Below are 24,136 nucleotides of genomic sequence, written 5' to 3' on the forward strand. Positions count from 1 at the left end.
ATCATTTCAGAGTCTACCGGAATTCTACCTTTCAGGGTTTCAACTTGAGCAGATTCCAGTTGAAGACCATCTATATTGGGCCTTCTCCCCAAAGCCTGCAGGATGACTTGGGCGCGAACCTGCTTTTTTTGTCCTTCATGCTCGAAAGAAACCAATGCACCTTCTGCTGCTTTTTCCGCCTGAAGAATTTTTGTGCCGGTATAAAGCTCCATGCCTTCTTCACGAAACCTGGATTCAACCGGTCGTGCCAGGTCTTCATCCCCTTTTGATAGAATATGAGGGCTTCGCTGCAACAGCGTAACTTTGACACCTATCCGTAATAAAAACTGGGCCAGTTCCACGGCTACCGCTCCCGCGCCCATTACAATGATCGACTCTGGAGCTTCGCGCATGTCTAAAACATCATCGCTGGTGATGAACCCCGTCTCTTCCAGTCCAGGTATCGGGTAGTCTGCTATAACGGAGCCGGTGGCGATGATGAACGACTTTGCCTTGAGGGTTTGGTTTCCGATGGAAATTTCATGGGGTGAGATGAACGCCGCTTTTTCCTGGAAGAGGGTGAAGCGGGGGTTGTTCAACTGCCCAATACGGTAGTCAGCAAAATCTTTAATGATTTTATTTTTTCGATCATTGATGGCGGAAAGCCTGGCATTTGGGATAGCAGGCTGTAAGCCGAACTCTTCAGCACGGCGCATCAGCGACATGATATCTGAAGAACGCAGGATCGTTTTAGTCGGCATGCAACCCTTGAGGATGCATAATCCGCCTAAAGGACCCGGGTCAACAATGGCAACCCGGGCGCCCAGCGACTGGGCGGTAGAGGCTGAAGCATAGCCCGCAGACCCTCCGCCTATGATCGCGACATCGAAGTCCATAAAAGCTTCAGAGGGTTTTGCAGTCTTCAGGGGTCAGATTAAATTCTCTTCCGCATTCCTCAATGAGGTCTCGGGCATTTTTTTCCATAAACTCATCGCCGGTTTCTTTGAAGAGCTCCGCGGCTCTGGCAAGATGGTGAATGGTCTCCTTGCCGGACTTGATCCCATAATAGAGCATGGCAATATTGCTGTGGGCCCTGCCAAAATCAGGGTTGATACGCAAGGCCTCTTTATAATGTTTGAATGCCTCATCCATCTCACCAATAAGATTGCTGACAACAGCCAGGCTGTAATGGACCATCGGGGCTTCCGGTTTCAGGCGCAATGCTTCCCGAAAGGATTTACTGGCCTCAAGATTCATGCGCAGTTTCCCGTAGCGTATCCCAATATTGAAATGGGCCAGAAAATGATCCGGATCCAGCTCAATACATTTTTTATAGGATTCAAAAGTTCTGCGGTCATCCCCGAGCTTGCTGAATGCCAGGCCATCTTTGAAATATTCTTCCGCGGTTTTTTCTGTTTGTTGTTCTGACGACATGTTTAACCTCTAACCTTCCTGAAATTTAAGAGGACCTCTAATAATTCGATGATTCTTCTTTGTAGCAACTCGCGACCCTTTATTTCATAAGGGTCGCTCATGGCTGAAGGCAGTATTTAGAGATTCCCTTAAGTCTGTTAACGACAAAATTGAAAATGGATTGGTACTTATGCTACCTTATTGCCCCCTCACAATGCAACTGCTCACCGCAGGGGCAATAGGCCGATACCCGGAAAGGAGTCGAATATCGTTGGGCCTTTTACTATAATTTCCCTGATAAGAGGGTAGGGGGTAATAAATTCAGTAATTTTGTTTTCCTTGAAAGAAATGTTGTTATGCCTATAGAACCAGGAACAGATGAAGAAAGGCTCATGTTGGGCCGGTGGATCAAACGAGGCCAGAACCTCATTGTAGGGACTTCGGCGCTGGGCGACTCCTACCTGGACCCCAATGTCAAAAGGGAAGAGGAGACCGAGAAAAAATCGCAGGACTATGTCGCGTATGACCACAAGGTTGCGGAAGAACTCCCTCACCTGAAAGGAAAATTCCGCTGGGATCTGGAAAAATATTATCGTGACCGTTACGGCCCTTACCTGCCTCAGGATTGATCATGTCGAAATGTAAAGTTTCAGAGCTCGCCGATGTGCCGCCGGAAGGAACCGGAAAACAAATTCACTTCAAACACGACTACACGGAGATCGACTATGTCCTTGCCCTGTTCCAGGTCGAGGGCAGGTTTTATTGTCTCACAGACCTTTGCCGTTGCTGCGAAGGCAGTCTGGGTAAGGGTGTGTTGAGGGGAATGTTTGCCTTTTGCTGTAAAGAGGAATGCGGATGGAATATAAAAAAAGGTTATTGTAAATTCAACAGGTCCGACACCACCCCCACCTATAAAGTTTCCGTTGAAGAAGATGGCCTTTATATTGAGATATAGCTGCGAATTTCTGTAGGAAATCGTAATTCTTTATTCAGTGTTGAATTAATTTCTCGGTCAAATCAAGCCCTTGTTTTTTGTTTTCCCACGATAGTCGGTATACTGTATGAGTTCTTTCTCGGAATACTTTTAATATTTTCCATGAGGTGTCTATGAGTTTGGACTTAAATAAAAAAGTGGTGACCGTGAGGCCGGATGAATCCATAGCGACAAAACAAAACCTTCCCTACTATGTCGGTATTTCCACTGAAACAGCAGGAGCGGTTGGACTTTCAATGAACCTGGTGGTCATTCCTCCGGGTGGTTCCCCAAAAGCGCATTACCATAAAGATTTTGAGACGGCGATCTATTTGCTTAAGGGCAGAGTGGAAACCCGTTTTGGAGAAAACCTGAAAGAATCGGTCATCAACGAAGAAGGCGACTTTGTTTTCATTCCCCCCGGGGTACCGCATAAACCGGTGAATTTGTCGGACAATGAACCGGCCCTGGCCATTGTTTCACGCAATGACCCCAATGAACACGAGAATGTTGTGCCCTACGACTCCTGAGAAATTCGTCATGCGTCAAACTATCCGTCAAAATCGATTGATTTTGAGGGGTTTTTGAATTAGCTGAATGCTAAATGTTTGACGTTTTTCGCCCTCCCGGAGATCATTATAAGCTATTGAAAATCTTGACAGTTTTATGGTTTTGCGTATAATGGCTCTCATTATGAGCGCAAAATTCGACACAGAAAGTCTGGGGATTGTTGGAGAAAGCCCGCAAATTCGTGAGGTTTTTGACATAGTTTCCCGTGCGGCGGCCTCTCAAAGCACTGTTATGATTTATGGTGAAAGTGGAACGGGGAAAGAGCTGATTGCCAGGGCGTTGCACCTGAACAGTCCTCGAGCATCGAAACCGTTCATAGCCGTCAACTGCGCCGCAATTCCTCACGATTTATTAGAGAGTGAGCTATTTGGATATGAAAAAGGTGCGTTCACAGGGGCGGTGAATACTCGTATTGGCAGGATGGAACTGGCTAATCAAGGAACCATTTTCCTCGATGAAATAGGTGATATGCCGCCGACCTTGCAGGTGAAGTTGTTGAGGGTCCTGGCGGAAAGGGAAATTGACCGGATAGGCAGCACCAAATCCACGCCGATCGATATCCGTGTGATTACAGCCACACACCAGAACCTGGAAACGGCTATCGAGGAAGGCCGGTTCCGGGAGGACCTGTATTACAGGCTCAATATTATTCCTCTAAACCTTCCTCCTTTAAGGGAGCGGAAAACAGACATACCGCTTCTGGCCAACCACTTTCTGAAGCAGTTCAATGGATCAGGTAGTCAGAAGACCATTGGCGATGAGGCGATGAATGTATTGGTCAACTACACCTGGCCGGGAAACATTCGTGAGTTGGCCAACTTCGTTGAACGTATGACTGTGTTGAGCGTTGGGTCCACTATCACTCCGAGGGATTTACCGGAAAAAGTGTTGGGTGAAGTCCCAAAAGATAAATGGGTTCCTCTTGAAAAAGGACCTGAGCCTGAGGGAAATCCCGCCCAGATTCTGCAACAGTCCTTAAAGCAATCCTTTCATGTCGGCATTCCTGATGAAGGCATCAACCTGAAAAAACTTGTAGAAGATTTCGAGAAAGAGCTTCTTGTCGAAGCACTGGAAAAAACCGGTTGGGTTAAAAACAAGGCCGCGGCTTTATTGAATCTCAACCGTACCACCCTGGTTGAAAAACTCAAAAAACTGAAAATCACCAACCCGCCGGCGTAACCGCCGGAGGCAATGGGCAATTGCTGGGTTGAACTGGCTCAAATTGTTCTCGATTTGATGTGCTGTTGTTGTGGAGACGACGGACTACATTTTCTCTGGCGAGAAAAGTTGTTTTTTGCATGATGGGCTGTTGCCAATTTCCCACCGGGCGTGGCCCGGCTACTAGCCGTAGAGGCAGGGAGTATTACTTTTTTTGGCGAGAAACGATGTTTTCAGCGTAATGGGTTTTTACCTGTCTGCATACCCACGCAAGTGGGCTATTCGATTCGGGCGTTGGCAAGCTCTTGTGCCACTTTTGTAATATCCTTTACAAACTTTTCAAAGGCCTTGTCCTCATCTTTGTGCTGGGTCTGCCTGCGGATTTGTTCCCCATTTGCGTCAATAACAAGGTCCAGGACATTGACCCCGGGAGTCACGTGATGTTTTCTAATCTCTACTCTTATTTCATTGACTTCCATTAAGTTGTTCTCCAAATTCAACTGAAATAATGTTTAACGATATTTATAAAATTCTAAGGGAGAGTATTTAATATCATTTCAGGCTGGGGGGGTCAAGCCTCCTTTTCCTGCCAACTGTAAACCCCACCACCTAGGTATTCTTAACCCAAGAAATAGTGCTTCTACTGTATTAGCCGAGTTGATCCGTTATCACCCCAACCTGTTATTGAATCTGGGTCCAGCGTCACGCTGGCACGCCTAGTGGTTAGATAGTGAAATCAAGCAGGCGGGAACGATTTTGTTCGTTTTGCAGTTGTGATGCCAGGGAACGGATCGATGTTTCAAACCTGAGCAATCCCTGCTGCAGGTTACTGACCTCTTCAGCAATATCCTCGTCGGTAAGGCTGGATTCACTTGCGATCAATTTCATTTTTAATTTGGCCAAACTCCTGGTTCAATGCCTGTCTCTGGGAGTCATTCAAGGTTCCATTACTGGATTGTATGGCCAGCTCCCGTCCCCGATTGACCAGGTCGGCAACTCCAGCCAGTCCGCCTTCGGCAGTACGGATAAAGTTTGCTCCCGATTCTACATTACTGACAGATTGTGTCAGGGCACTTATGTCGGACCTCAACTGAGCGGATATTGCGCTTGCGGCGGGGTTTGTCCCGGCACGATTCAGTTTTCGTCCAGAAGAAATACGTTCTAAAGAGTCTCTTAAGCCGGACCGATTCCTATTGATGGTATTCAGCAACTGGTTGAACGTTTCACCACTTACAGGATCGACCATTTTTGTTCCTCATGATTTTTGGGTATCCATTTCAAGATAAGCCCATTCCATCTGCTTGTCAATAAAGGCAAAAACATACTGCTTATTGCAATGCTTACGGATTAGAATTACCATGGATTTTATTTGAGGAGAATCAATGAAAATTTCCATCAATGGAACTGAAACGGAAGACCCTTCTTTCAAGGGAGAAACTCTGGAAGAAGTGCTGAACGCGATATTAAAATCGCGTCAGGATTCTTATGTGAGAAGAATCTGGCTGGATGGGCAGGAAGTTTCCTCCAGTACCCCGGATACTTTAAAAACTTCTTCTGCAACGGTTGATTTGCTGGAGTTGGAGTTAGCGCAGTTGAAGGATCTCCTGGCCAATAACTTGTCAAATGCGAAAGAATATCTTGAAAAACTGATTCCTGGTTTTCAAAAGGCCGCAGACCTGTTTCGCATGGGTAATGAGCAGGAGGCCAATAAGTTTTACCTGCAAATAATTGATGGAATCGACTGGTTCTCTCAGGTTGTTCTAACGATCATTAATGCCCAGCAACATGTTCTAGATGGTCAAAGTCTGGAAGAACGACAAAAAAAATTGAACGAACTGATGGGTCAAATGCTTGAGGCCAACAAGAATCAAGACTGGGTTTTAATGGCAGATTTGCTGGAATATGAAATGGTGCCTTTCTATGAGGAATGGCAAAAAGTGCTCTTAAATATCGAAATTTGATAAAAAGGGGGGCCTGCAATATTTTCAGAGAGAGATTCCAAGGATTTGATATTTAAAGCTTTAGTTGGGTTTTCAGAGTCTTGGGTCAACAGACGGTAAGGGACCGATTTTTTTTTAAAAAAAGCCAGGTTTAGGCTAAAGTTTGAGGAAATTTAGCCGATAAGTGAGCCGAAGGCCTCTGTCCACTGGATACAGAGGTAATTATTATTGCAAATTTTTGCAGGAAATGGATTCTTTCTGGTCTTATCTCTTAGCGAAAAAAAATCTGAAACTTTAGTAAAGAATTGAGTTTTCTGAGAGTGAAGGCAAGGTTGTCAGGTGTGAAACCCCCCAGGGATTGGGCCAAGAAATTTGGAAAAACTTTGACAAGGGGGAAGTCATGGCCGAGGGTGTAAATTTTCCTTTAGATCAGTCAAGAAATACCAGCGCATTCCAGGGGTTGCGTGAAGCCAGCCGAGACGCTTCTTTTTTAGAAAGGCGATTAGCGGACGAACAACGGGAAGAACTTAACGACCCTGAAGAAACCCAGGCAGAAACGGAGCGTCAACCTGTTAATGAGGTAGCAAGTTTAGAGTCCCGCATAGAGATTTCCCAAGGGGCGCCCCAGCGAATTGAAGAGGAATCTCAAAATCCCACCGAACGCGAAAATCAGCAAGAACAACAAGAGGATATAGCTGAAGCTGAACGACGTGAACTTCAGGCCAACCGGCAGGAAGTATCAAATGATGCACGTAGTGAATTTCGTAACCCCAGGAGTCAGGGACCTGCGGGAGGCAACGAATTGGCAAGGGTTTCAGAGGGCTTTGTTCAAGACACGGATGAGCGCCTGGAAGAAGGTTTTAGGCTTGGCAATGATATTTCAAACCCGGATCGGATTGATGAATTCCGAAACGGCGCACAGATAGACAGTGTGCAGGAAGCGGTTCAAAGGGGAGGAGAAGATGCGCTTGAGGCTCAAGGGCAAGACGATCTGACCAGTCGATTGAGAGAAGAACCCAGTATCCGTGATCTGGCACGAAATGCTTCGGCAGTTCAGGACCAGGAAAGTTTTAGAGAAACAATAGACCCTGAGCTCCCCAGTCCTGAAGAATCTGCCAGAGAGGAATTACAGGGTAACAGGGTATCCGTACAAAACCCAAGAGTTCAAGAACTGGTAAATGAAGCAAATGAGGCGGAAGAAGCTGAGAGACTAAGAAATGAACCGGCGATTGAAACTCCAGATCAGACTATCGAACCCATAGAAACTCAAGAAGAACCGATACAGGAAGGTTTGGACATAAATCCGTTACGAGGTCCCCGGCCTTCAGAATTGAGAGATGAGTCTGATGCGTCGGCTGTAGAAACCGAGCGCGGACAGAATATCAGTGATCTAATATAAACGAACCGCCCCGTCAGCAACGTGATAGGGCTTTAACAAGGAACTCATCAAGAGGAGACAAGCTAGAACCGGGATAACCCCATCGCAAAGAAAGGATCTCGAAAAATATTGGCATGGTTTGCGGCCTGGTCCAATAATTCTCGAAGGTTCGGTTTTTAACTTGAAGCCCTTTTTGGGCCCTTGTCATGTCGATTCGGCCTTTGGCCTTATGGCGAAAGTCCGTCCGAGGTGACAGCTCACGGCACCAACGAGGCGGGCGTTTTTTAATTTTTTCCGGTTTAACAGCACGATTCCATCTTGATGTGTTTATCGACAATTTCGACTAAACACTTTAATGGCGTGACGCGTTTTTTGCGCCAGACCGGAAAAAAATCGTGCAGGTCCTCAATAACGTCAATTCCACGTTTTTCCCTCTCAATTCCACCCGTTCGACCAGTAATGACCTGAATATTCGTCTTGCCCGAGACACCATAAACCAGTCTGGCAGCCCCACGGAAATTAAACGGGAAATCCTGTTTGATTCTGTTTTTATCAATAAAAGGAAGGTCCCGCATTTGGAGGCAACGGGCCCTCTGGCTGCTTTTCGTGTTGTAGATGCTATTTCTTTGCTGTCACGCCAGTCTGATATCAGAAAAGTCCCGATCGTGGAAGATCTGGTAAAAAATGAGAGATTTACCCAGGTCAAACTTCGACAACTGGGCGACCTTTCCATTTCCCTGAAAAACCTTGACCAGACAGTTGCCAATTTACTTGAAGACGATGCGCTGAATCCCAAGAGTGCATCTTCCAGCCGGTCAGAACTGGTACAGGCTGTGGCAGGAAAAGATGCACCGCAGGATAAATTTCGGGTTACTCCGGTTAGGTTGTCGCAGGCTGCGGTCCTGGCTTCCGATGAACAATCCACTCCTCTTGGTGCCCTGGGCCTGACAGGCAGTTTCTTCATCAATGGCACAAAAATTACAGTTGAAGCCACCGATTCAATATTTGAACTGAAAAATAAAATCAATTTTGGAGAAGACCTGAACCGAAACGGGATTCTTGATAAATCTGAAGATTTCAACAACAACGGAACCTTGGATGTCATTCAAACGGAGAATCTAGAATTTGTGCCAGCGGTTTTCGTCGCAGAAGACCTGGATGGTGATGGTGAGATTGACCCGGATGAGGATGCAAACAACAACGAACAACTGGATGGCGGAAGCAAGGAATCAAAAGTTTTAGCATTGATTCAAGATAACCGGTTGTTTCTGGTTGGGCTTGCAGGGGGGAGCACTTCTATAGACTTAAGGGATGACGATAATGTGCTTTTGAGTCTCGGCTTCTTTGAATTAAACATTAAAGGTTTCCCGGTTCAGAAAGAGTTTCAGTTTGATTCTGAAGATTTGACAACCAACCTGATTCAGGAACCTCAAACCGCGACAATTGAATTGAACGGGAAGAAAATACCCGGCGACAGGAACGTTTTTACAGGTGTGATTGAAGATATTGACCTGGATATTAAACGCACTTCACAAAAGGTCGCCCAGATAAATATTTCCATCGATGCCGCAACGTTTTTCTCACAGATTAAAACTCTCGTTGATCAATTCAATAACTCTATAACAAAAATTAATGACCTTCTTGGAGTCTCCCCGACTTTTAAACGTGATGGAGACATTCAGGATATTCGTAATGACCTCACTTTTAGACCTCAGGCGAGAGTGCGTGAGTTGGATCAACGTAATGAAAGTATAGACACCTTGAGAGGACGGCCGGGGAATCCTTTCGCGACAGGCATTACGGTATCCAATACTGAAAAAAACAGTGCGCAGGAAGTCGCCGTCGCTTCTGCGGCCCAGGCCATTAAAAGTGGAATTGTAAGGGGCTTCCAAAGTGGAGGTGACAATCTTTTGAGAAGGCTGGGCGCGATTGGTATCCGCACTCTTTCTGACAATACTTTTGAATTGGATGAAAGAGAATTTCGTCGAGGTCTCAATTCCAACACAACAGAAGTTTTTGATTTATTCACCAATCCTGAAACCGGAATCCTGCCAAACCTTGCTGAACAGTTAGAGATTATTTTGAGGGATGAGTTGGGCGAATTGGCGTTTGAAGAAACTGAAGTCAAGGTCGAGTCCAATTCACCCAGATTTCTGGCGGAAAAGTTTCGGAAATTAACTGAAAACACAAACCTGGGAAGCACAGTGCAAACCTTAATTACAGTGGTGTGAATTTGAAAATCGAAAAAAATAAAACAGAAATTATCAAGCTCCTGAAACATAAGCAGGGAATCTGCTCCAGGCTTCTCGAAAAAATGGGTGAGCAAATGAAGGCTGTAGAAACTCAAGATGAGTCGGGTCTGGGCGCGATTATCGAAGGCAAGGAAGAGCTGATCGTCGGACTCAATGAGACAGACAAAAAAATTGCTGATCTGGCCGGTGAGCTGGACAGCAACATTATCGAATCACTGGGTCGTGAACATGAAGGGTTGATTCAAGACATCGAATCTGACCTGGAGAAGATCATTGAGCAGGAAAAAATTTGTCATGAAAAATTAAGTCTCGTGAAAAGCGAAGTGTTGGAAAAGATTAAAGCAGTGAAAAAAGGACAGGCCCTTTTAAAGGGTTATGGAGTTTCTAAAAGGACTAAACCAAATATTTCTAAAAACGTTTAATAGAAAGGAAAAAAACCATGCAAGTATCAATGGTTTCTGTCAACAAAATTTTTAAAACCTACCAGGGACAGGAACGTATTGCGGAACTGAACAGCAAGAATCCAGTCAAACGGGCTCAGGGGCAACTGGATCGGGTTAGTATTTCGAATGAAGCTAGGACAGCCGAATTGCTCATGAGAGTTGTAAGCAAAGCAGACAACACCACAATGATGTTTAAGGCCAGTCCACCTGGTGACTCTTCGCAATCAGTGTCTCAGAAGGCAGAAGCCCGGCCTGTTGAAACTGCTGAGTTTAAACCGGATAATTTTGAGCAAAATGCTAAATAAGATATACACCTTGGAAAGGGAATTTTTGCCATATCCATCAATGAACCCTTAATTCGACAACTAATTTCCAAGCCAATCAGGTTATTATATTTGAGTAAAGCGTCACGCCCCCCTTTGCAGGGAAACACAGAGAATTAAACCCTCTAACTGTTATAACTCTCTTATTGTTAATTTAATCCATTGCTCGTTAGCACCATGCTCAGTGGGTGTGGTATGATCCTTCCTTTGTTTAGAAAATAATATTTCATGGTTTTTTATGATTTGTATCCCCATTGTTGGCTCGTCTATGTCCAAAGCCCTGGAGCAGGTAGCTTCAGCTTCATCTCTTGCCGATATTCTGGAGTTGAGACTGGATTTGATAGAGAACCCCGATCTTAAAGTGTTGCTTGACTCGGTAAGCTTGCCAGTTATTGTCACCAATCGCTCAAAACTTGATGGAGGCCAATTTAAAGGGCCGGATGAAGACCGAGTGCGGTCTCTTCGAGAAGCGCTTGATGCTGGTGCAGATTTTGTAGATATTGAGGTCTCTACTCCCAGAGAATATTTACAACCTTTTCTTGAAGAAGGAGACCCTTCGCGAACCATTATTTCGTATCACGACTTCTCGCACACCCCGGAAGATTTTAATCCTCTTTATGAAACCATGTGCGAGTTGCCAGGGGAAATTGTCAAGATCGTCACTTATGCCCGGGACATAAGTGATAACCTTAAAATGTTTGAATTGCTTAAGCGCGCCAAAAGAGAGAATAAAAAGTTGATAGGTCTCTGCATGGGAGATCTCGGAGAGATAAGCCGGGTTCTATCCCCATTGTTTGGCGGGTTCCTGACCTTTGGCAGTCTTGAAACGGGACAGGAAAGTGCTCCGGGGCAGATTCCAGCAAAAACTCTCAAGGAAATTTACCGGGTTAATGCCGAGCGTTCTGAGTTTAGTATTTATGGAGTGATCGGCAACCCTGTTTCTAAAAGCATGGGGTACCTGGTGCATAACCATGCTTTTCTGGAAAAGTCATCCCCCGATATCTACGTTTCATTCCTGGTCGATAATGTAGAAAAGTTTTTTAATAATTTTAAACATTTCTTTAACGGGTTGAGTGTAACAATGCCTGCTAAAGAAGATATTATGCCTTTGCTCGATAGAGTTGATGAAACGGCCCGGAAAATCGGCGCGGTCAATACAGTGGTGAAAGAAAGATCGGACTGGGTAGGCTATAACACAGATTGTTCAGGTGCGATTTCCGCCCTGGAAGCATGCACATCTTTAAATGGGAAAAATGTGCTGATACTTGGTTCGGGTGGAACCGCCAAGGCCATTGGGTATGGTGTGAAAGAAAAAGGCGGTAAACTGACTATCACCTATAATAAAAACAAAGAACGTGGTGAGAGCCTGGCAAATGAACTGGGTTGTGAACTGGTGCATGCGCGAGATGCGGGAACCCGCCCGATAGATGTATTGATCAATTGTTCACCGGTTGGCATGAACCCGAACGTTAACGAAACACCGTTTATGGCAAGAGACTTGAAAGAGGGGATGGTGGTGTTCGACTCGGTTTACAACCCTTTGGAGACTCGGCTTTTGCGCGAGGCAAAATCTGTCGGCTGCAAAGTCATCCCCGGTTATGAACTGTTTGTCAACCAGGCCGCTCGCCAGTTCGAGCTTTGGACGGGCCAGGCTGCCCCTGTGGATGTCATGCGTGAAGTATTGCTGAAAAAACTGGAGGGGGAATAGAAACTGGTTGTTGTCCCCTTTGGATCAGAATGCGACATGTCTTCACTCGGCTAAGCAAGGCAATTGGTTGAACTTAGCAAGACTATCTGCCACTCTTTGGTTTCAAGACCAAATATTTCTAGCCCTTCGTTTCGCAGCTTTTCTTTTTTTGAGGGCTTCTTTTATTTTCAGTTTCTTTTTTGCTGAAGGTTTTACGTAAAACCTCCTCCGTTTAAGTTCTCGAAAAAGCCCTTCTTTATTTAACCTGCGCTTTAATCCTTTTAATGCTCTTTCTAATTGGTTTTCAATAACGGTGATTTGCAAAAATAAATACCTCGATTTTAAATGTTATTAGATGCAGAGTGTTTATTTCCTTTTGTAAGTTTTTCAGTAATCCTTCTAGTCTTTTTATTTCTTTTAAAAATTGATGGGTTTTCCATTTGTTTTTTAGAACGCACGTTCAATGCCTTGACTGATATTATTTTTTTTAATTTTCCGGAACTGTCGTATACCTTGACCTCATGCATAAAAATACCTCTCTTAGGTTCTTCGCCTCAATTCTTTGAGGCAAAAAAAAACCACCCCATAAAGGAGTGGTAAAAAATACCTTTAAAGTATTTTTCTGTTTAGCCTTCAATTAAAGAATGAAGGAAAGATGCCATTAGAATACTCTGATTGGGCTATATTGCAAGGAAGATCAGATTAATTAATCTTAATCTGCAAAAGAAGTTTGAAAAGGGGCTATATAGGGCCCTTCAAGCGAATATCCCATGAATATAAGCTTAGGTTATTTTCTGACCTCATGTTACTCTTATAAAGTAAGCAAGGGTTGTTCAAATATAGTGTAAGTAAAATCCTTCTAGTTTCTCGCCTGAAACTAACCTATTATTTTGGTTTTTTGTGGTTCTCTAAAAGTTCTTGCATCCATTCAACCCCATTCAAAAATCGGGAAAGCTTTATCCAAATTTTCTGGAAGTACATTTCCCAAAATTAGCAGGAGAGTATTATTATGTCAGTAGGAAAAGTAAAATGGTTTAATGAGAGTAAGGGGTATGGGTTCATAGAGTCTGAAAGCGGCAAAGATCTTTTTGTTCATTTCTCGGAAATTCAGGGAGATGGATTTAAGACTTTGACAGAAGGCCAGTCGGTCGAGTTCGAAGAAAGTATGGGGCAGAAAGGTCCCCAGGCCACCAAAGTTCTTGCAAAATAAAGACACAACAGAAATATAATTCTGTTAAATTTAATCTCGTTTTAAACTTTAGAAAAAGCTCAGCCAATAGGCTGGGCTTTTTTATTGTGCGGGCAATCCATTCATCCCATGGGGTTTTAGTTTGTTTCGGGATAAAAGCGAACTTTCGATATTCAACGTCCGCTATTGGCGGCGATCTGAATTTAACTATTGGGTTAGCCTGAAGAGCGATAACGTGGAACGGACGGGTCTACGATTTGTGACCAGGCATCGATTCCACCCACCAGATTGTGGACGGTTTTGAATCCGCATTGGATCAACTCACTGGCTGCTATTTGCGAACGTTCTCCATGATGGCAGATCACCACAATCTCTTCTTCAAAAACAAATTCCTGTTGACGGTCAATGACCTCGGCGAGAGGAAAATTTTCCGATCCATCAATAGCGGCAAGTGAAAACTCCCAGGGCTCTCTCACATCAAGCAGAAAAATATCTTCCCCGTTTTCAAGTTTTTGTTTTAACTCGATCGGTTGCAGTTGATGGACCATTGCTATTGAAAACCAACCATGGGCCAATAGAACATGAGGAGAAGCAGGTAAAAAGCCAGCCCAAGCAAGCTAAGGATACTCCCCGACCAGATCATCTCTTTCAAAGTCAGAAACTTTGATGAATAAGCCAGTGCTGAGGCTGGCGTGGCGATCGGTAATATGAAAGCGAAGTTACTGGGCAGAATCACTGTCATGGTGGCAACTGCCGGGTTGATTCCATAAGCCGAGCTCATGCTGATAGCCGTAGGCAGAAGGATTGCAATGACAGCCGAATTGCTCATGAAAGTTGTGAACAAAGTCGATAACACCGCGATGACCAGCAGGAATACGGTTCCAGATTCGACCAGTCCTGAAAAAAGCTGTTTAGCCAACCATAGCGCCGCTCCCGTTTCGGACATGACTTCACCCAGGCAGATGGCCCCGCCATACATCAGGACAATTGCCCAGTTAATATGTGCCTCTACCATTTTCCAGGTGATGAGGTTCAGGACAAAAAGTAAGACAATAGAGATGATAGCAATATTTGCTATACCCAGTTGGTCTCCATATACGAACCAGCAAAAAAGTGTGGTTCCCATTACCAGGGCGATGCCTTTTTCCTGAAAGGTCAGCTTGCCCATGACAACCGCTTTCTGTTTAAGAGCTTTTCGGGCAGGCTCTATGTTTTGAATGTCAGTTGGGAACAAAACTTTGAGGGCTATCCATCCGCCGGCAAAAAGTAGTAATACCAATGGAAAACTCAAATGAGTGTATTCCAGAATGCCGATAGTTTGTTGCTCTGCATTGGCTTTTTCCAACATCTCCACGGCGAGAGGCACCCGTCCACCACCGAGAACGGTCATGGAACCTCCAATGATGCATCCCCACGCCATAGCGAAATACATGGATTTGCCGAAGACTGAGTTATCCCGTTTCAAATTCAGGGATTGGGCAATTTCATGAATGATGGGAAACAGGATGACAGCAACTGCGTGCTCAGACATGAAGCAGGAACTGATAGCTGCAAAACAATATGTCGAAGTGATTAATCGATCAGGTGTTTCGCTCCAATGCTCCATGACCCAAATAGAAATGCGGGTGCTGAGTCCACAGGCGATCATCGACGCGGACAGGATGAATACGCCGAGTATAAAAAAGACAGCCTTATTCCCAAAATAACCGTAGGCCTGAGTGGCCTCCATCACTCCCAGCAATGGAACCGCGGCTATGGCCAATAGACTGGTGATTGACAGTGGTATGAGGTTGGTTGACCAAAGACTGACACAGAGAAAAAATAGGCAGAGAACTTTATACCCTTCTGGAGAAAGGTCGCTGGGGCCTTCCAGGCCCAATAACAAAACAAAGACCCCGAAAAACATGGCCAAAAATATATACCGGCGCAAACGGTCAAAAAGCACAATCCATAATGGACGCCTGTCGACAAAGATCTGCGGGTTCTGTGAATTCGAATCGGTCATGACTTCCTGAAGGAGAATGTTTCTTGTAACAAGTGTGACTTGGGGATGATAACCTGTTGATAGATAAAGAGCTATAACAAATTTCCCTGAAGGCAGGAATATTTTGATCTTTTGGCTTAGGGTTACTTAACCAATACGGGGTTTTGCAGGTTTGAAGGTTTGACGGTCGCAAGGTTAACATCGGAAGGGACCTGGTCAATCGTCCATAAATCGCAGGAGCCACAGGTATCACGGTAGTTTTCACGAAAATGGTTGAACTTTTCACTCTTCCATATATTATCCAAACCGTCATTGAGCAGGTTTCCCATTTTTTCGTTGGGGAGCAGGCAGCAGGGGGTAACATTGCCTTCACGGGTGACGTAGGCGTAGTTGAAGGTTTTCAGGCAATACTTTCCAGACCGGTGTAGTTTTTTTCTCAACAGGCGATAGAAGAACCGCGTTAAACCATGGGAAATTGAATATTGCAACCAGTCGAGCTGAATTCCGTAAGTGCGTGCTATGTCATCGGCTTTCAGAAAGATAAAGCGCTCCTCCCTGGAGTCGGGCCGCTTGAGGTTGGGTCGGAACTGTCTGTCCAGTCGACCAACATTCACAGTATCACATCCGATTCCGGCACCGTAACGGATAACATCGTATAAATCATTTTCGCAATCCATATGAAGAGTGGCTTGAAGTCTCACCCCCAGTTTTGCAGGGTCTCTCCTTCTCGTTACCGCTTCTATATTTTCATAAACCTTGGTGCTGGTGTGCCCCTCGACTACGGTTTCATTACCGTTAACGCTGTCGATCGAAAAAGTGATTGAGTCGAGACCGGAATCCAGGATGTCATTGACCATTGATGGTTTTGTGAAAAGTCCGTTGGAGGTGATCATTACCCTGTGGCCACGTTCCCTGCAATAAGAGATCATGTCAAAAACCTGTGGGTGAATAAAGGGTTCTCCCCATCCCGTCAGGGTAATGTCTTCGCGGTGGTTTAATTTATCCACTACAGTTGTAAAATCGGTCCAACTCATATGCTCCAGCTCAATTCCCAAATCTTCCCTCTGGCACATTGGGCAATCCATATTGCATCGGTTGGTGATCTCAATTTGGACCTGCCTGGGTCGTATAGGGATTTTATAGCGAATCCGGTCTAGAGTTTCTTTGATGAGTGCAATCATTTTATTTGCTGAGTTTTCCAAGACTTTAATGGCTTATTAAGGCCTGAATAAATGTATTTTACGCAAAAAAAGCGGGTAAATAAAAAATTTATATGGTTTGGCTGTTTTCAATGGTATCTTAGCTATTCACAACCTTTTCGGCAGTTTAAAAGTAAAACTAAAGCAATGGTTATAATCCGCTTTGATGAGGAACTTTTTTAAATGGGAATGACAATTACAGAAAAGATTTTAGCCGCGCATGCGGGCAAAGATTCAGTTCGCCCCGGAGATAATATCTGGGTGGATGTGGATGTGTTGATGACCCATGACGTTTGTGGACCGGGGACATTTGCCATCTTTAAAAAGCAGTTTGGCGAGAATGCTAAGGTTTGGGACAAGGACAAGGTGGTGATCATTCCCGATCACTTTATCTTTACCAAGGATACCCATGCCAACAGGAATATAGACATCCTAAGGCAGTTTGTGAAGGAACAATCTCTGCCACATTATTTTGATGTAGGGACGGATAGGTATAAAGGGGTTTGTCATCTTGCTCTGGCCCAGGAAGGTTTCAACCGTCCGGGCGATGTTTTGTTTGGCACAGACTCCCACACCAGCACTTCAGGTGCTTTCGGCATGTTTTCCACGGGTATTGGTAACACCGATGCAGCATTTATTTTGGGTACCGGCAAGCTCTGGGTCAAAGTACCAGAGTCTATGTGTTTTGAGTTCACCGGTACCTTTCCGGAGCATATTATGGCAAAGGATGTGATTCTGAATGTCATCGGTGATATTGGTGTGGATGGCGCGACTTACCGGGCGATGGAATGGCGTGGTGATGCGGTCATGAAACTTTCTATGGAAGAACGCATGACGCTCTGCAATATGGCCATTGAAGCGGGAGGTAAGAATGGCATCATTGAAGCCGATGACGTGACCCTCGACTACGTTAGGCAGAGAACCGATGCGCCTTACAAAATTTATCAATCAGACGAAGATGCAGAATACTTTTTCAAAAAAACCTACAATGCCAGTGAGATGGAACCCATTGTGGCTCAACCGCACTCACCCGATAATAAAGCCAGGGTGAGCGAATGTGAAGATGTGAAACTTGACCGTGCTTACATTGGATCTTGCACAGGTGGCAAGCTCACTGATTTCATGGCAGCGGCAAGGTTGCTGAAAGGTAAGAAAGTAAAGATTGATACGTTTATAGTCCCCGCGACCCGTGAAGTAGAGCAAGACTTGCATAAGGAAAAAATTGAGGGTGAAACTTTGGTGGACATTTTTAAAAGCTCAGGAGCTTATCTGGGTGATCCTTCATGCGCGGCATGCCTGGGTGGACCGCAAGATACCTTTGGTAGAGCTAAAGACAATCAAGTGGTGATCTCAACCACGAACAGGAACTTTCCGGGGCGTATGGGATCCAAGCAGTCACATGTTTATCTGGCTTCGCCCTACACGGCTGCAGCTTCTGCCCTGACCGGGCACATTACGAATCCAGCTGAATTTATCTATAATTGAAACCATAACAAAAAAATGAATAAAGTGATTGAAGGCGTGGCGTATGTTCTGGGCAATGATATTGATACGGATCAGATCATTCCTGCCGAACATTTGGTGTACAGTTTGAGTGACCCTGAAGAGCGTAAGAATTATGGAAAGTTTGCCTTGTCAGGTGTGCCTGCTGAGCAGGCAGGTTTGCCGGAAGGGAAGGTCCCTTTCACTGAAGATGGCAATAGCCAGTCGAAATATTCCATCATTATTGGAGGTAAAAACTTTGGATGCGGGTCTTCTCGTGAACATGCCCCAGCCTGCATGGAGATTGCGGGAGTTCGTGCTGTTGTTGCTGAGTCCTATGCGCGTATTTTTTACCGGAATTCAGTGGATGGTGGCTTCTTCATACCTTTTGAATGTGTTAAACGCCTGGTTGAAGAAATTAAAACCGGTGATGAATTGATTATTGATTTGAATGCGAACACCCTTGCCAATCGTTCTAGCAATAAAACATATGAATTGAAATCCCTCGGTGAGGTGATTGAGATTATAGAGGCGGGAAATATATTTGAGTATGCACGGAAATCAGGAATGATCCCATCCAAGTGATTGCAGTATGGATTTCTTAAATAGATCGTTTCTTGATGTGGTGGGTGAAAATGATTTTTAATGCAGTTCTTAAAGTAAAGTTTTGGCTGTTTTTGTTTGCGCTGTGGGGAGTTGTTGTTTTAAACGGGGAAGCAGGGGAAACGGTCCTGGTTCCTGAAGGACCCTTCATAATGGGAAGCACTGATGAAGATATTCTCTGGGCGGCCAAGCAGTTCCATTCAGAATCTCTTGACTGGTATCGAGATGAAACTCCGGCACATACTGTGACCTTGCCTGCATTTCGGATAGATAAGTATGAGGTCACTGTTTCAGAGTATAGATCTTATATGGAAGCGACTGGAAAGCCGGCTCCGCGCGAGCTTGAAAATTCACGTTTGAATCAACCCCGTCAACCCATAGTGAGCGTTTCCTGGCAGGATGCAAAGGACTATTGCCTTTGGGCTGATAAACGCCTGCCAACTGAAATGGAATGGGAAAAGGCGGCTCGAGGTGCGGATAAGCGGAATTATCCCTGGGGAAACGAGCCAGACCGTCTTAATGCAAATATACGTGGTAATGGAGATGATTACCGAAATACAAGTCCGGTTGGAAAATTTCCAGAAGGAGCCAGCCCATATGGGGTGATGGATATGTCTGGAAATGTATGGGAATGGACTGAGAATTGGTATCAACCGCATCCTGGAAACGAATACCCCAATGATTTATACGGGCAAAGATTTAAAGTAATCAAGGGCGGATCGTGGGACTCCAATCTGGATTTGGCTCGCCCCGCGATTCGCGGGAAAGCAACGCCGGATCAGAAAAAAAACTATATTGGGTTTCGCTGCGTAGCTTCAAATTAAATAGGAGAATTTTATCGTGCTGATTTCTAGAAAAGTGATACAGGGGGTTTTAGTGATAGGTTGGTTGGTTTGGTCTTTACCTGCAATAGGAGCCGGAGAACATTCCCCTCATAAAGGCCAGCACGGCGGGCATGCTGGAGCGGCAAAAGGGGGGCATGGTGGTGGAGGAAAACATGGGCATGGTTATGGTCGCCCTATGGGACCGCCTGCGGATATTCCAGCTCACATCAGGAAAAGGTTGGATCCCGATGGCACAAAAATAAATTTGAACCGATCCCTGATTGGTGTGAAAGGAATGCGTATACTTGCTGATATGCCAGAATTGAAAAATGTGAAGTCCCTGGCTTTGCAGGGAAACAAGCTTGGGGATGAAGGAGTTCAAATTCTTACAGAGTCGTCAACTTTCAAAAATACAGAAAAACTTTCTCTGTGGGAAAACAAGGTTTCTACCTTGGGGGCAAAGATGATTGCAGAGTCTCCAAACATGAGAAACTTAAAAGAACTTAAGCTGACACGCAACCAGATAGGGGATCAAGGGGTGGAGGCTTTGGCTGCATCGGAAAACTCTTCTGCATTGACTTTTTTAGATTTGAGCGCAAACCAGATCAGCGACCGGGGTGCAAAGGCGATAGCCAACTCTCCCCGGCTTGCCAACCTTAAAACCCTTGATCTTTATAATAACCAGATTACTACTGAGGGAATGGAGGCTTTGTTGCAGTCGAAAAACCTGAAGAGTCTGGAGATGCTCATACTGGTTCGCAATGAGATTGATTTTGATAAAGCGGATGCTCTTGCCAAAAACCAAAGTTTGCCCAACTTGAGAAGACTGGAGTTGCAGTAAAGATTACTTTAAAAGGCGGCCCGTCAACGGTAGCGACGTTCGTTGTAAAGGTCCAGTTTTTCCTGTACATGTCTTGCGCCCCGCATCAGGGCATCCAGTATTTCCTTCAATGATTCAATTTCCTCTTCTTTGGATGTCGCATTCTCCAGGTTTTTAGTTTCGATTTTCACTTCCTCAAAGATGGTGTCTATTTTTTTCAACAATTCCATAATCTTTAACCAATTTGGTGTTTTTGTTTGTTGTGAAATTTAGTTCGTCTGTTTTATAGGTGCAAACTTGAATAGGGCCAGGCCTTCAGCAAAAGATGACTTAAACAAGCTTTTTCCTTTAAAGAATTAAAGTTGGTTTGTTTTTAGATTCAAAACCGATCGGAAAGTTTTAGGAATACTTTTCTGGCAACAGATCTTTTTTATAACGAGGATGAGGATGCCTGGGGTTCCAGAATGTAGCGGACTTCTTTTAGAAAGTCGTTTTGTTCGAGAGATTTCTTTTCAATCAGTTTTTCCACACCTCCGTTCAGGCGCAGTCGATCTGCATGGGTGAGATTTTTTGAGGTGATGACCACAATAGGAATAGACCGCCATTTCGGTTTTTTTCGCAATTCTTCGAGAAACTCAAATCCATCCATAACAGGCATCATAAGATCTAAGAAGATAACACTTGGAGGCTTTTTCTGCACTTCATCCAGGGCAATTCTCCCATTTCCTGCTTCAGCAACGTTCAGGCCATAGTCTTCCAGCATTTTGGACAACATTTTTCGGGTGCCTGTGTCATCTTCCACTACAAGTGCCGAGCCGCTATCCCATTTGTACCTTTTCATCAGTATGTGAATTCGGGTCCGGTCAATAGGTTTTGTGAGATATTCTGAGGCGCCGAGGGAATAACCCTTGTTTTCATCATCTACCATAGAGATGACAAACACGGGTATATTCGCCAATTCAGGATCGGCTTTTAACTCTGTCAAAACGGTCCATCCATCCGTCCCCGGCATTAAAATATCCAGGGTAAAGAAGAAACTGCGTCTTTACTGTTTATCAGCAAATTAACAGTAAATACTCACATTAAAAATATGTATAAAAAACTAAAGGTAAACAGCCTCTCTAAATTTATAGGAAAAGTGAGGGAACATAATCAATAGCATTCTGGTGAAAAAAGTATTACTCAAAAGGGGTAATACATTGAATAACAGGGTGGGGTGGGGATACCTGATTGCTTGTAAAAGTGGTGGGACGGGACGGAATCGAACCGCCGACACGAGGATTTTCAGTCCTCTGCTCTACCGACTGAGCTACCGTCCCAACACTATTTTATTTCAATCAAAAGAGCGAAAATTAGCACAATCCCCCTGACTCTGTCAATTGGGATTGGCCTATAAATTATTATTTTTTCAGAAGTTTTTTGCTATAATGTCGCCTGTAGCAGATTGTATCATCTTTCCTTATAGGTATTTTGGAACGGATTCCGCCCCATGCTTGTTCTTACCCGAAAAATTGGCGAAAGCATCAAAATTAATGAAGATGTCAAAATAACCGTTATAGATGTAAAGGGCAAGAATATTCGCCTGGGTATTGAAGCCCCCCGTGAGACTAAAATTTATCGAGAAGAGGTTTTTTTGAGAATTAAAGAAGAAAACAAAACTGCAGCTACTTCGCAAAAATTTGACCTTTCCAAGGTATCTCAATTAATGAAGGATAAAATTAAAAAATGAAGCTAGAAACAACCCGCTTCGGCATTATTGATATTGAGGAAAAACAGATCATCGAATTTCCAGATGGTTTATATGGATTTGAAAAGGAAAATCAATTTACCTTTCTCCCTTTTAACCCGAATGTGGAAAGTCCCATGGAGTGGATGCAGTCAATTCAGTCACCCCATCTGGCTTTTGTGATCACAGATCCTTATGTATACGTTCCGGACTACAAACTGAAGTTGCTGGAAGAGGATATGAATAGAGTGGGTCTGGGTATTGACGATTCTTTTCTCACACGCGCGATTGTAACGATTCCCGAAAACTATACGGAAATGACCGCGAACCTGGTTGCTCCGCTGGTGATAAATTCCAAAAAATGTATAGGAAAACAGTTTGTATTGACCAGCATGGAATATGATACCCGCCATTACCTCCTCCCGGAAGAAATGAGAACCACCACCGCTACCTCCCACTAGCCGACTCCGAGTGGCGGAGTAATCTCCGCTGGCAATTATCAAAATCTTTTTCAGCCGAGATATATTTTTTATCGCCAATTATAGCTATTGCACGTTGGCCCCACGCCCCTCTAGCGAGGGTAGCAATTAGTATTGACTCTTTAAGCCGAGAAAACCTGTTGCTGGCACAAATGAGTTATTGCGCATTGCCCCACGCCGAGTGCCCCTTGGCAGGGGAAGCAGATAGCAAGGGCTCGCAAAGACGGCTGAGATGTGGGAGTTTTTGATCCCCCTCACCTGACCTTTCTCTCCAGGGGAGAGGAATTTATTCGTTGGCCCCACGCCCAGTGGAAAACCGATTGAGATAGGTTGCCATTTGAGCATCATCACTATTGGCATCTATGTAAAGGTAAGTGTTGCGGGAGCTTGAATTGAGAGCAAAGTTTACTCGATCTAACTGACTTCCATCCACAAACATCAGTGTGTCCCAGGGTGCTTTCACCCGGTAGTCGCGGTTTTTTTTCACGAAACGGATGAAGGTTTCGAATGAACTGGCGCAAAGATCAGATCGTAAATTTTCCAGGTCGCAGACAGCTCTCAGTCGCGTCGAATTGTTTTTGGTCCTTTTCTCCAGTTTTACAGCTAGCGTCATCTTTTCAGCGGACTGGGTTTTCAGGGCTTTGCGGGAAAAATATTCTTTGATTTTTTCCGGTTCAAGGTCATACCGTATATAGGCATGAAAATCACCTTGTATAAGTGTGTTATAACGATTGAGTGTTACTCGGCCCCAATGCCGCATTCTGAAATCAGTACTCTGACTGGCTTTGGCAAGGTTGTCGGCCCCATGTTCACATTCTTTCATCGATATATCAGCCGCGCAGACCAGATTTTCCAATTGCAGTTTTGATTTAAAAATTCCGCCATACTTTTCCTGAATTTTTTCATACATCTTTTGCCTGGGACTCCAGGTTTTGAATGGATCTTTCAGGAGGTGCCTTCTCATTTCAGAAGGGGGATCGTTGTATCCCAGAACGAGTTTTCCAGGTCCGTCAGGAGAAGTGTGGGAACTTGTAATGATGATCTCCTGCCAACCGCTGGTTTTAAGGTTATTGGTAAGCTTCACCAAGGCCAGGCTTTCGTATCCCTTCAGGCACTCATCATTGGAAATTTCCTGTGAGCAATAAAAGTTTTGCATACGTAGATTATTTGAAATATTTATTTTTAACCCACGGATATTATCCAGAAACGCAGTTTGGTCTTCCCGACTCAGTTGCTCATTAAGGAATTGGCTGATTTCACCCTTAGGGGCGTTCCAGGGAATCAGGATGGTGTGGAATCCTGCGGTTTTTAAAAACCGGTCGCTGATACCGACAATCTTATAACCGGGGTTCCCGGAACTGAAAAAAACTTCTTTCAAGGTTCGGGTGCCGGTCAGGCATTGCTCTATAAGCGGGACCTGATCTTCGGTAAACCCTATATTTTTTATGAAGGGGAAACACTCAAGCGATTGAACATCGAATTTTTTTTCCAGTTCGTATTTTTCTTTCAGGAGTTTGTGGAATGTGTTGGCGTGAAGCGAAGCAGGTAAAACAAACCACAGGAATATAACTGATAATTTAAAGAGAGTATGCATAGGTCCAGTCTACCATCATCTAATCAATGTGGCAAAGAGTGAAGTTTATATGGAGGACTTATCGGATTAATACAAAAAATCAGAAATAGTAGGCGAGTCCAACTTGCAGGATTTCATCGT

General features: G+C 44.5%; 30 protein-coding genes and 1 tRNA gene. 18 read left to right on the top strand and 13 right to left on the bottom strand.

The features are described from left to right. Both F3741_07180 and F3741_07185 read right to left on the bottom strand, forming a co-directional pair. On the bottom strand, positions 1-875 hold an 875-nt coding region (locus F3741_07180), incomplete at its 3' end, for a dihydrolipoyl dehydrogenase (GenBank protein MZG30578.1). Positions 876-882: 7 nt separating this feature from the next. Continuing rightward, the gene (locus F3741_07185; protein MZG30579.1) at positions 883-1,413 is read right to left on the bottom strand and encodes a tetratricopeptide repeat protein; all 531 of its coding nucleotides are present in this window, start codon (positions 1,411-1,413) and stop codon (positions 883-885) included. A 335-nt stretch (positions 1,414-1,748) separates the two neighbouring features. Here F3741_07185 and F3741_07190 point away from each other — a divergent pair, with 335 nt between their 5' ends. The 4 genes from F3741_07190 to F3741_07205 all read left to right on the top strand — a co-directional run bounded on the left by F3741_07190 (position 1,749) and on the right by F3741_07205 (position 4,114). Next, positions 1,749-2,021: a hypothetical protein gene (locus tag F3741_07190; protein ID MZG30580.1), complete on the top strand. Its 273-nt coding sequence runs from the start codon at positions 1,749-1,751 to the stop codon at positions 2,019-2,021. Positions 2,022-2,023: 2 nt separating this feature from the next. Then, entirely contained in the window at positions 2,024-2,347 is a 324-nt protein-coding gene (locus F3741_07195) for a hypothetical protein (GenBank protein ID MZG30581.1), read from the top strand. A 152-nt stretch (positions 2,348-2,499) separates the two neighbouring features. Beyond that, positions 2,500-2,895 carry a cupin domain-containing protein gene (locus F3741_07200; GenBank protein MZG30582.1) on the top strand — a complete coding sequence of 132 codons (396 nt, stop codon included), beginning with the start codon at positions 2,500-2,502 and terminating at the stop codon, positions 2,893-2,895. A gap of 163 nt (positions 2,896-3,058) precedes the next feature. Continuing rightward, a complete protein-coding gene (locus F3741_07205; GenBank protein MZG30583.1) occupies positions 3,059-4,114 on the top strand; it encodes a sigma-54-dependent Fis family transcriptional regulator in 1,056 nt (351 codons plus the stop codon). 257 nt (positions 4,115-4,371) lie between these two features. Here F3741_07205 and F3741_07210 read toward each other — a convergent pair whose 3' ends face one another. Both F3741_07210 and F3741_07215 read right to left on the bottom strand, forming a co-directional pair. Beyond that, positions 4,372-4,572: a hypothetical protein gene (locus F3741_07210; GenBank protein ID MZG30584.1), complete on the bottom strand. Its 201-nt coding sequence runs from the start codon at positions 4,570-4,572 to the stop codon at positions 4,372-4,374. Between the two features lie 389 nt (positions 4,573-4,961). Next, positions 4,962-5,339 (bottom strand): hypothetical protein, encoded by a 378-nt coding sequence (locus F3741_07215; protein MZG30585.1) that lies wholly within the window; start codon positions 5,337-5,339, stop codon positions 4,962-4,964. Between the two features lie 136 nt (positions 5,340-5,475). Here F3741_07215 and F3741_07220 point away from each other — a divergent pair, with 136 nt between their 5' ends. The 6 genes from F3741_07220 to aroE all read left to right on the top strand — a co-directional run bounded on the left by F3741_07220 (position 5,476) and on the right by aroE (position 12,137). Then, positions 5,476-6,054, top strand: coding sequence for a hypothetical protein (locus tag F3741_07220; GenBank protein MZG30586.1), 579 nt, complete (start codon positions 5,476-5,478; stop codon positions 6,052-6,054). Positions 6,055-6,433: 379 nt separating this feature from the next. Continuing rightward, positions 6,434-7,432: a hypothetical protein gene (locus F3741_07225; protein MZG30587.1), complete on the top strand. Its 999-nt coding sequence runs from the start codon at positions 6,434-6,436 to the stop codon at positions 7,430-7,432. 371 nt (positions 7,433-7,803) lie between these two features. Further along, positions 7,804-9,642 carry a flagellar filament capping protein FliD gene (fliD, locus tag F3741_07230; protein MZG30588.1) on the top strand — a complete coding sequence of 613 codons (1,839 nt, stop codon included), beginning with the start codon at positions 7,804-7,806 and terminating at the stop codon, positions 9,640-9,642. A gap of 2 nt (positions 9,643-9,644) precedes the next feature. Then, positions 9,645-10,085, top strand: a complete 441-nt coding sequence (locus F3741_07235; protein MZG30589.1) for a hypothetical protein — start codon at positions 9,645-9,647, stop codon at positions 10,083-10,085. Positions 10,086-10,102: 17 nt separating this feature from the next. After that, positions 10,103-10,411, top strand: coding sequence for a hypothetical protein (locus F3741_07240; GenBank protein MZG30590.1), 309 nt, complete (start codon positions 10,103-10,105; stop codon positions 10,409-10,411). 256 nt (positions 10,412-10,667) lie between these two features. Further along, positions 10,668-12,137 (top strand): shikimate dehydrogenase, encoded by a 1,470-nt coding sequence (aroE, locus tag F3741_07245; GenBank protein MZG30591.1) that lies wholly within the window; start codon positions 10,668-10,670, stop codon positions 12,135-12,137. Positions 12,138-12,239: 102 nt separating this feature from the next. Here aroE and rpsU read toward each other — a convergent pair whose 3' ends face one another. Both rpsU and F3741_07255 read right to left on the bottom strand, forming a co-directional pair. Continuing rightward, entirely contained in the window at positions 12,240-12,440 is a 201-nt protein-coding gene (gene rpsU / locus F3741_07250; GenBank protein ID MZG30592.1) for a 30S ribosomal protein S21, read from the bottom strand. A gap of 17 nt (positions 12,441-12,457) precedes the next feature. Next, positions 12,458-12,643 (bottom strand): hypothetical protein, encoded by a 186-nt coding sequence (locus F3741_07255; GenBank protein MZG30593.1) that lies wholly within the window; start codon positions 12,641-12,643, stop codon positions 12,458-12,460. A 482-nt stretch (positions 12,644-13,125) separates the two neighbouring features. Here F3741_07255 and F3741_07260 point away from each other — a divergent pair, with 482 nt between their 5' ends. Beyond that, the gene (locus F3741_07260) at positions 13,126-13,326 is read left to right on the top strand and encodes a cold-shock protein (protein ID MZG30594.1); all 201 of its coding nucleotides are present in this window, start codon (positions 13,126-13,128) and stop codon (positions 13,324-13,326) included. 194 nt (positions 13,327-13,520) lie between these two features. Here the strand turns inward: F3741_07260 and F3741_07265 are convergent, their stop codons facing one another. The 3 genes from F3741_07265 to F3741_07275 form a co-directional block, all read right to left on the bottom strand. Then, on the bottom strand, positions 13,521-13,853 hold the full coding sequence (locus tag F3741_07265; GenBank protein MZG30595.1) for a rhodanese: 333 nt from the start codon (positions 13,851-13,853) through the stop codon (positions 13,521-13,523). Between the two features lie 2 nt (positions 13,854-13,855). Next, on the bottom strand, positions 13,856-15,310 hold the full coding sequence (locus F3741_07270) for a DASS family sodium-coupled anion symporter (protein MZG30596.1): 1,455 nt from the start codon (positions 15,308-15,310) through the stop codon (positions 13,856-13,858). Between the two features lie 122 nt (positions 15,311-15,432). Continuing rightward, positions 15,433-16,470 carry a radical SAM protein gene (locus F3741_07275; GenBank protein MZG30597.1) on the bottom strand — a complete coding sequence of 346 codons (1,038 nt, stop codon included), beginning with the start codon at positions 16,468-16,470 and terminating at the stop codon, positions 15,433-15,435. A 201-nt stretch (positions 16,471-16,671) separates the two neighbouring features. Here F3741_07275 and F3741_07280 point away from each other — a divergent pair, with 201 nt between their 5' ends. The 4 genes from F3741_07280 (at position 16,672) to F3741_07295 (ending at position 20,238) form a co-directional block, all read left to right on the top strand. Then, positions 16,672-17,973 carry a 3-isopropylmalate dehydratase large subunit gene (locus F3741_07280; protein MZG30598.1) on the top strand — a complete coding sequence of 434 codons (1,302 nt, stop codon included), beginning with the start codon at positions 16,672-16,674 and terminating at the stop codon, positions 17,971-17,973. 15 nt (positions 17,974-17,988) lie between these two features. After that, positions 17,989-18,555, top strand: coding sequence for a 3-isopropylmalate dehydratase (locus tag F3741_07285; protein ID MZG30599.1), 567 nt, complete (start codon positions 17,989-17,991; stop codon positions 18,553-18,555). A 35-nt stretch (positions 18,556-18,590) separates the two neighbouring features. Beyond that, complete coding sequence (locus F3741_07290; protein MZG30600.1) at positions 18,591-19,397, top strand: formylglycine-generating enzyme family protein; 807 nt, start codon at positions 18,591-18,593, stop codon at positions 19,395-19,397. A gap of 196 nt (positions 19,398-19,593) precedes the next feature. Beyond that, positions 19,594-20,238, top strand: coding sequence for a hypothetical protein (locus tag F3741_07295; GenBank protein MZG30601.1), 645 nt, complete (start codon positions 19,594-19,596; stop codon positions 20,236-20,238). A 23-nt stretch (positions 20,239-20,261) separates the two neighbouring features. On the opposite strand, the gene F3741_07300 is transcribed toward F3741_07295, so the two are convergent. Both F3741_07300 and F3741_07305 read right to left on the bottom strand, forming a co-directional pair. Next, positions 20,262-20,447: a hypothetical protein gene (locus F3741_07300; GenBank protein MZG30602.1), complete on the bottom strand. Its 186-nt coding sequence runs from the start codon at positions 20,445-20,447 to the stop codon at positions 20,262-20,264. 200 nt (positions 20,448-20,647) lie between these two features. Beyond that, the gene (locus F3741_07305) at positions 20,648-21,229 is read right to left on the bottom strand and encodes a response regulator (protein ID MZG30603.1); all 582 of its coding nucleotides are present in this window, start codon (positions 21,227-21,229) and stop codon (positions 20,648-20,650) included. Between the two features lie 6 nt (positions 21,230-21,235). Here F3741_07305 and F3741_07310 point away from each other — a divergent pair, with 6 nt between their 5' ends. After that, positions 21,236-21,376, top strand: a complete 141-nt coding sequence (locus F3741_07310; protein MZG30604.1) for a hypothetical protein — start codon at positions 21,236-21,238, stop codon at positions 21,374-21,376. Positions 21,377-21,460: 84 nt separating this feature from the next. Here the strand turns inward: F3741_07310 and F3741_07315 are convergent. Next, a tRNA-Phe gene (locus tag F3741_07315) sits at positions 21,461-21,536 on the bottom strand. Between the two features lie 170 nt (positions 21,537-21,706). Between F3741_07315 and csrA the strand changes: the two genes are divergently transcribed. Together csrA and F3741_07325 are read left to right on the top strand one after the other, a co-directional pair. Continuing rightward, the gene (gene csrA / locus F3741_07320) at positions 21,707-21,946 is read left to right on the top strand and encodes a carbon storage regulator CsrA (protein ID MZG30605.1); all 240 of its coding nucleotides are present in this window, start codon (positions 21,707-21,709) and stop codon (positions 21,944-21,946) included. Further along, a complete protein-coding gene (locus tag F3741_07325; GenBank protein ID MZG30606.1) occupies positions 21,943-22,404 on the top strand; it encodes a flagellar assembly protein FliW in 462 nt (153 codons plus the stop codon). Before csrA ends, F3741_07325 begins: the two co-directional genes overlap by 4 nt. 304 nt (positions 22,405-22,708) lie before the next feature. On the opposite strand, the gene F3741_07330 is transcribed toward F3741_07325, so the two are convergent. Beyond that, the gene (locus F3741_07330; protein ID MZG30607.1) at positions 22,709-24,016 is read right to left on the bottom strand and encodes a hypothetical protein; all 1,308 of its coding nucleotides are present in this window, start codon (positions 24,014-24,016) and stop codon (positions 22,709-22,711) included. Positions 24,017-24,136 lie beyond the last annotated feature (120 nt).

It is taken from the genome of Nitrospinota bacterium, from assembly GCA_009873635.1.
Taxonomy (GTDB): domain Bacteria; phylum Nitrospinota; class Nitrospinia; order Nitrospinales; family VA-1; genus LS-NOB.

Excerpts from the sequence above, each read along its gene's own strand:
- F3741_07185 (MZG30579.1), bottom strand. The coding sequence starts at position 1,413 with ATGTCGTCAGAACAACAAACAGAAAAAACCGCGGAAGAATATTTCAAA.
- F3741_07190 (MZG30580.1), top strand. The coding sequence starts at position 1,749 with ATGCCTATAGAACCAGGAACAGATGAAGAAAGGCTCATGTTGGGCCGG.
- F3741_07195 (MZG30581.1), top strand. The coding sequence starts at position 2,024 with ATGTCGAAATGTAAAGTTTCAGAGCTCGCCGATGTGCCGCCGGAAGGA.
- F3741_07200 (MZG30582.1), top strand. The coding sequence starts at position 2,500 with ATGAGTTTGGACTTAAATAAAAAAGTGGTGACCGTGAGGCCGGATGAA.
- F3741_07205 (MZG30583.1), top strand. The coding sequence starts at position 3,059 with ATGAGCGCAAAATTCGACACAGAAAGTCTGGGGATTGTTGGAGAAAGC.
- F3741_07210 (MZG30584.1), bottom strand. The coding sequence starts at position 4,572 with ATGGAAGTCAATGAAATAAGAGTAGAGATTAGAAAACATCACGTGACT.
- F3741_07215 (MZG30585.1), bottom strand. The coding sequence starts at position 5,339 with ATGGTCGATCCTGTAAGTGGTGAAACGTTCAACCAGTTGCTGAATACC.
- F3741_07220 (MZG30586.1), top strand. The coding sequence starts at position 5,476 with ATGAAAATTTCCATCAATGGAACTGAAACGGAAGACCCTTCTTTCAAG.
- F3741_07225 (MZG30587.1), top strand. The coding sequence starts at position 6,434 with ATGGCCGAGGGTGTAAATTTTCCTTTAGATCAGTCAAGAAATACCAGC.
- F3741_07240 (MZG30590.1), top strand. The coding sequence starts at position 10,103 with ATGCAAGTATCAATGGTTTCTGTCAACAAAATTTTTAAAACCTACCAG.
- aroE (MZG30591.1), top strand. The coding sequence starts at position 10,668 with ATGATTTGTATCCCCATTGTTGGCTCGTCTATGTCCAAAGCCCTGGAG.
- F3741_07255 (MZG30593.1), bottom strand. The coding sequence starts at position 12,643 with ATGCATGAGGTCAAGGTATACGACAGTTCCGGAAAATTAAAAAAAATA.
- F3741_07260 (MZG30594.1), top strand. The coding sequence starts at position 13,126 with ATGTCAGTAGGAAAAGTAAAATGGTTTAATGAGAGTAAGGGGTATGGG.
- F3741_07265 (MZG30595.1), bottom strand. The coding sequence starts at position 13,853 with ATGGTCCATCAACTGCAACCGATCGAGTTAAAACAAAAACTTGAAAAC.
- F3741_07270 (MZG30596.1), bottom strand. The coding sequence starts at position 15,310 with ATGACCGATTCGAATTCACAGAACCCGCAGATCTTTGTCGACAGGCGT.
- F3741_07275 (MZG30597.1), bottom strand. The coding sequence starts at position 16,470 with ATGATTGCACTCATCAAAGAAACTCTAGACCGGATTCGCTATAAAATC.
- F3741_07280 (MZG30598.1), top strand. The coding sequence starts at position 16,672 with ATGGGAATGACAATTACAGAAAAGATTTTAGCCGCGCATGCGGGCAAA.
- F3741_07285 (MZG30599.1), top strand. The coding sequence starts at position 17,989 with ATGAATAAAGTGATTGAAGGCGTGGCGTATGTTCTGGGCAATGATATT.
- F3741_07290 (MZG30600.1), top strand. The coding sequence starts at position 18,591 with ATGTGGTGGGTGAAAATGATTTTTAATGCAGTTCTTAAAGTAAAGTTT.
- F3741_07295 (MZG30601.1), top strand. The coding sequence starts at position 19,594 with ATGGGACCGCCTGCGGATATTCCAGCTCACATCAGGAAAAGGTTGGAT.
- F3741_07300 (MZG30602.1), bottom strand. The coding sequence starts at position 20,447 with ATGGAATTGTTGAAAAAAATAGACACCATCTTTGAGGAAGTGAAAATC.
- F3741_07305 (MZG30603.1), bottom strand. The coding sequence starts at position 21,229 with ATGCCGGGGACGGATGGATGGACCGTTTTGACAGAGTTAAAAGCCGAT.
- csrA (MZG30605.1), top strand. The coding sequence starts at position 21,707 with ATGCTTGTTCTTACCCGAAAAATTGGCGAAAGCATCAAAATTAATGAA.
- F3741_07325 (MZG30606.1), top strand. The coding sequence starts at position 21,943 with ATGAAGCTAGAAACAACCCGCTTCGGCATTATTGATATTGAGGAAAAA.
- F3741_07330 (MZG30607.1), bottom strand. The coding sequence starts at position 24,016 with ATGCATACTCTCTTTAAATTATCAGTTATATTCCTGTGGTTTGTTTTA.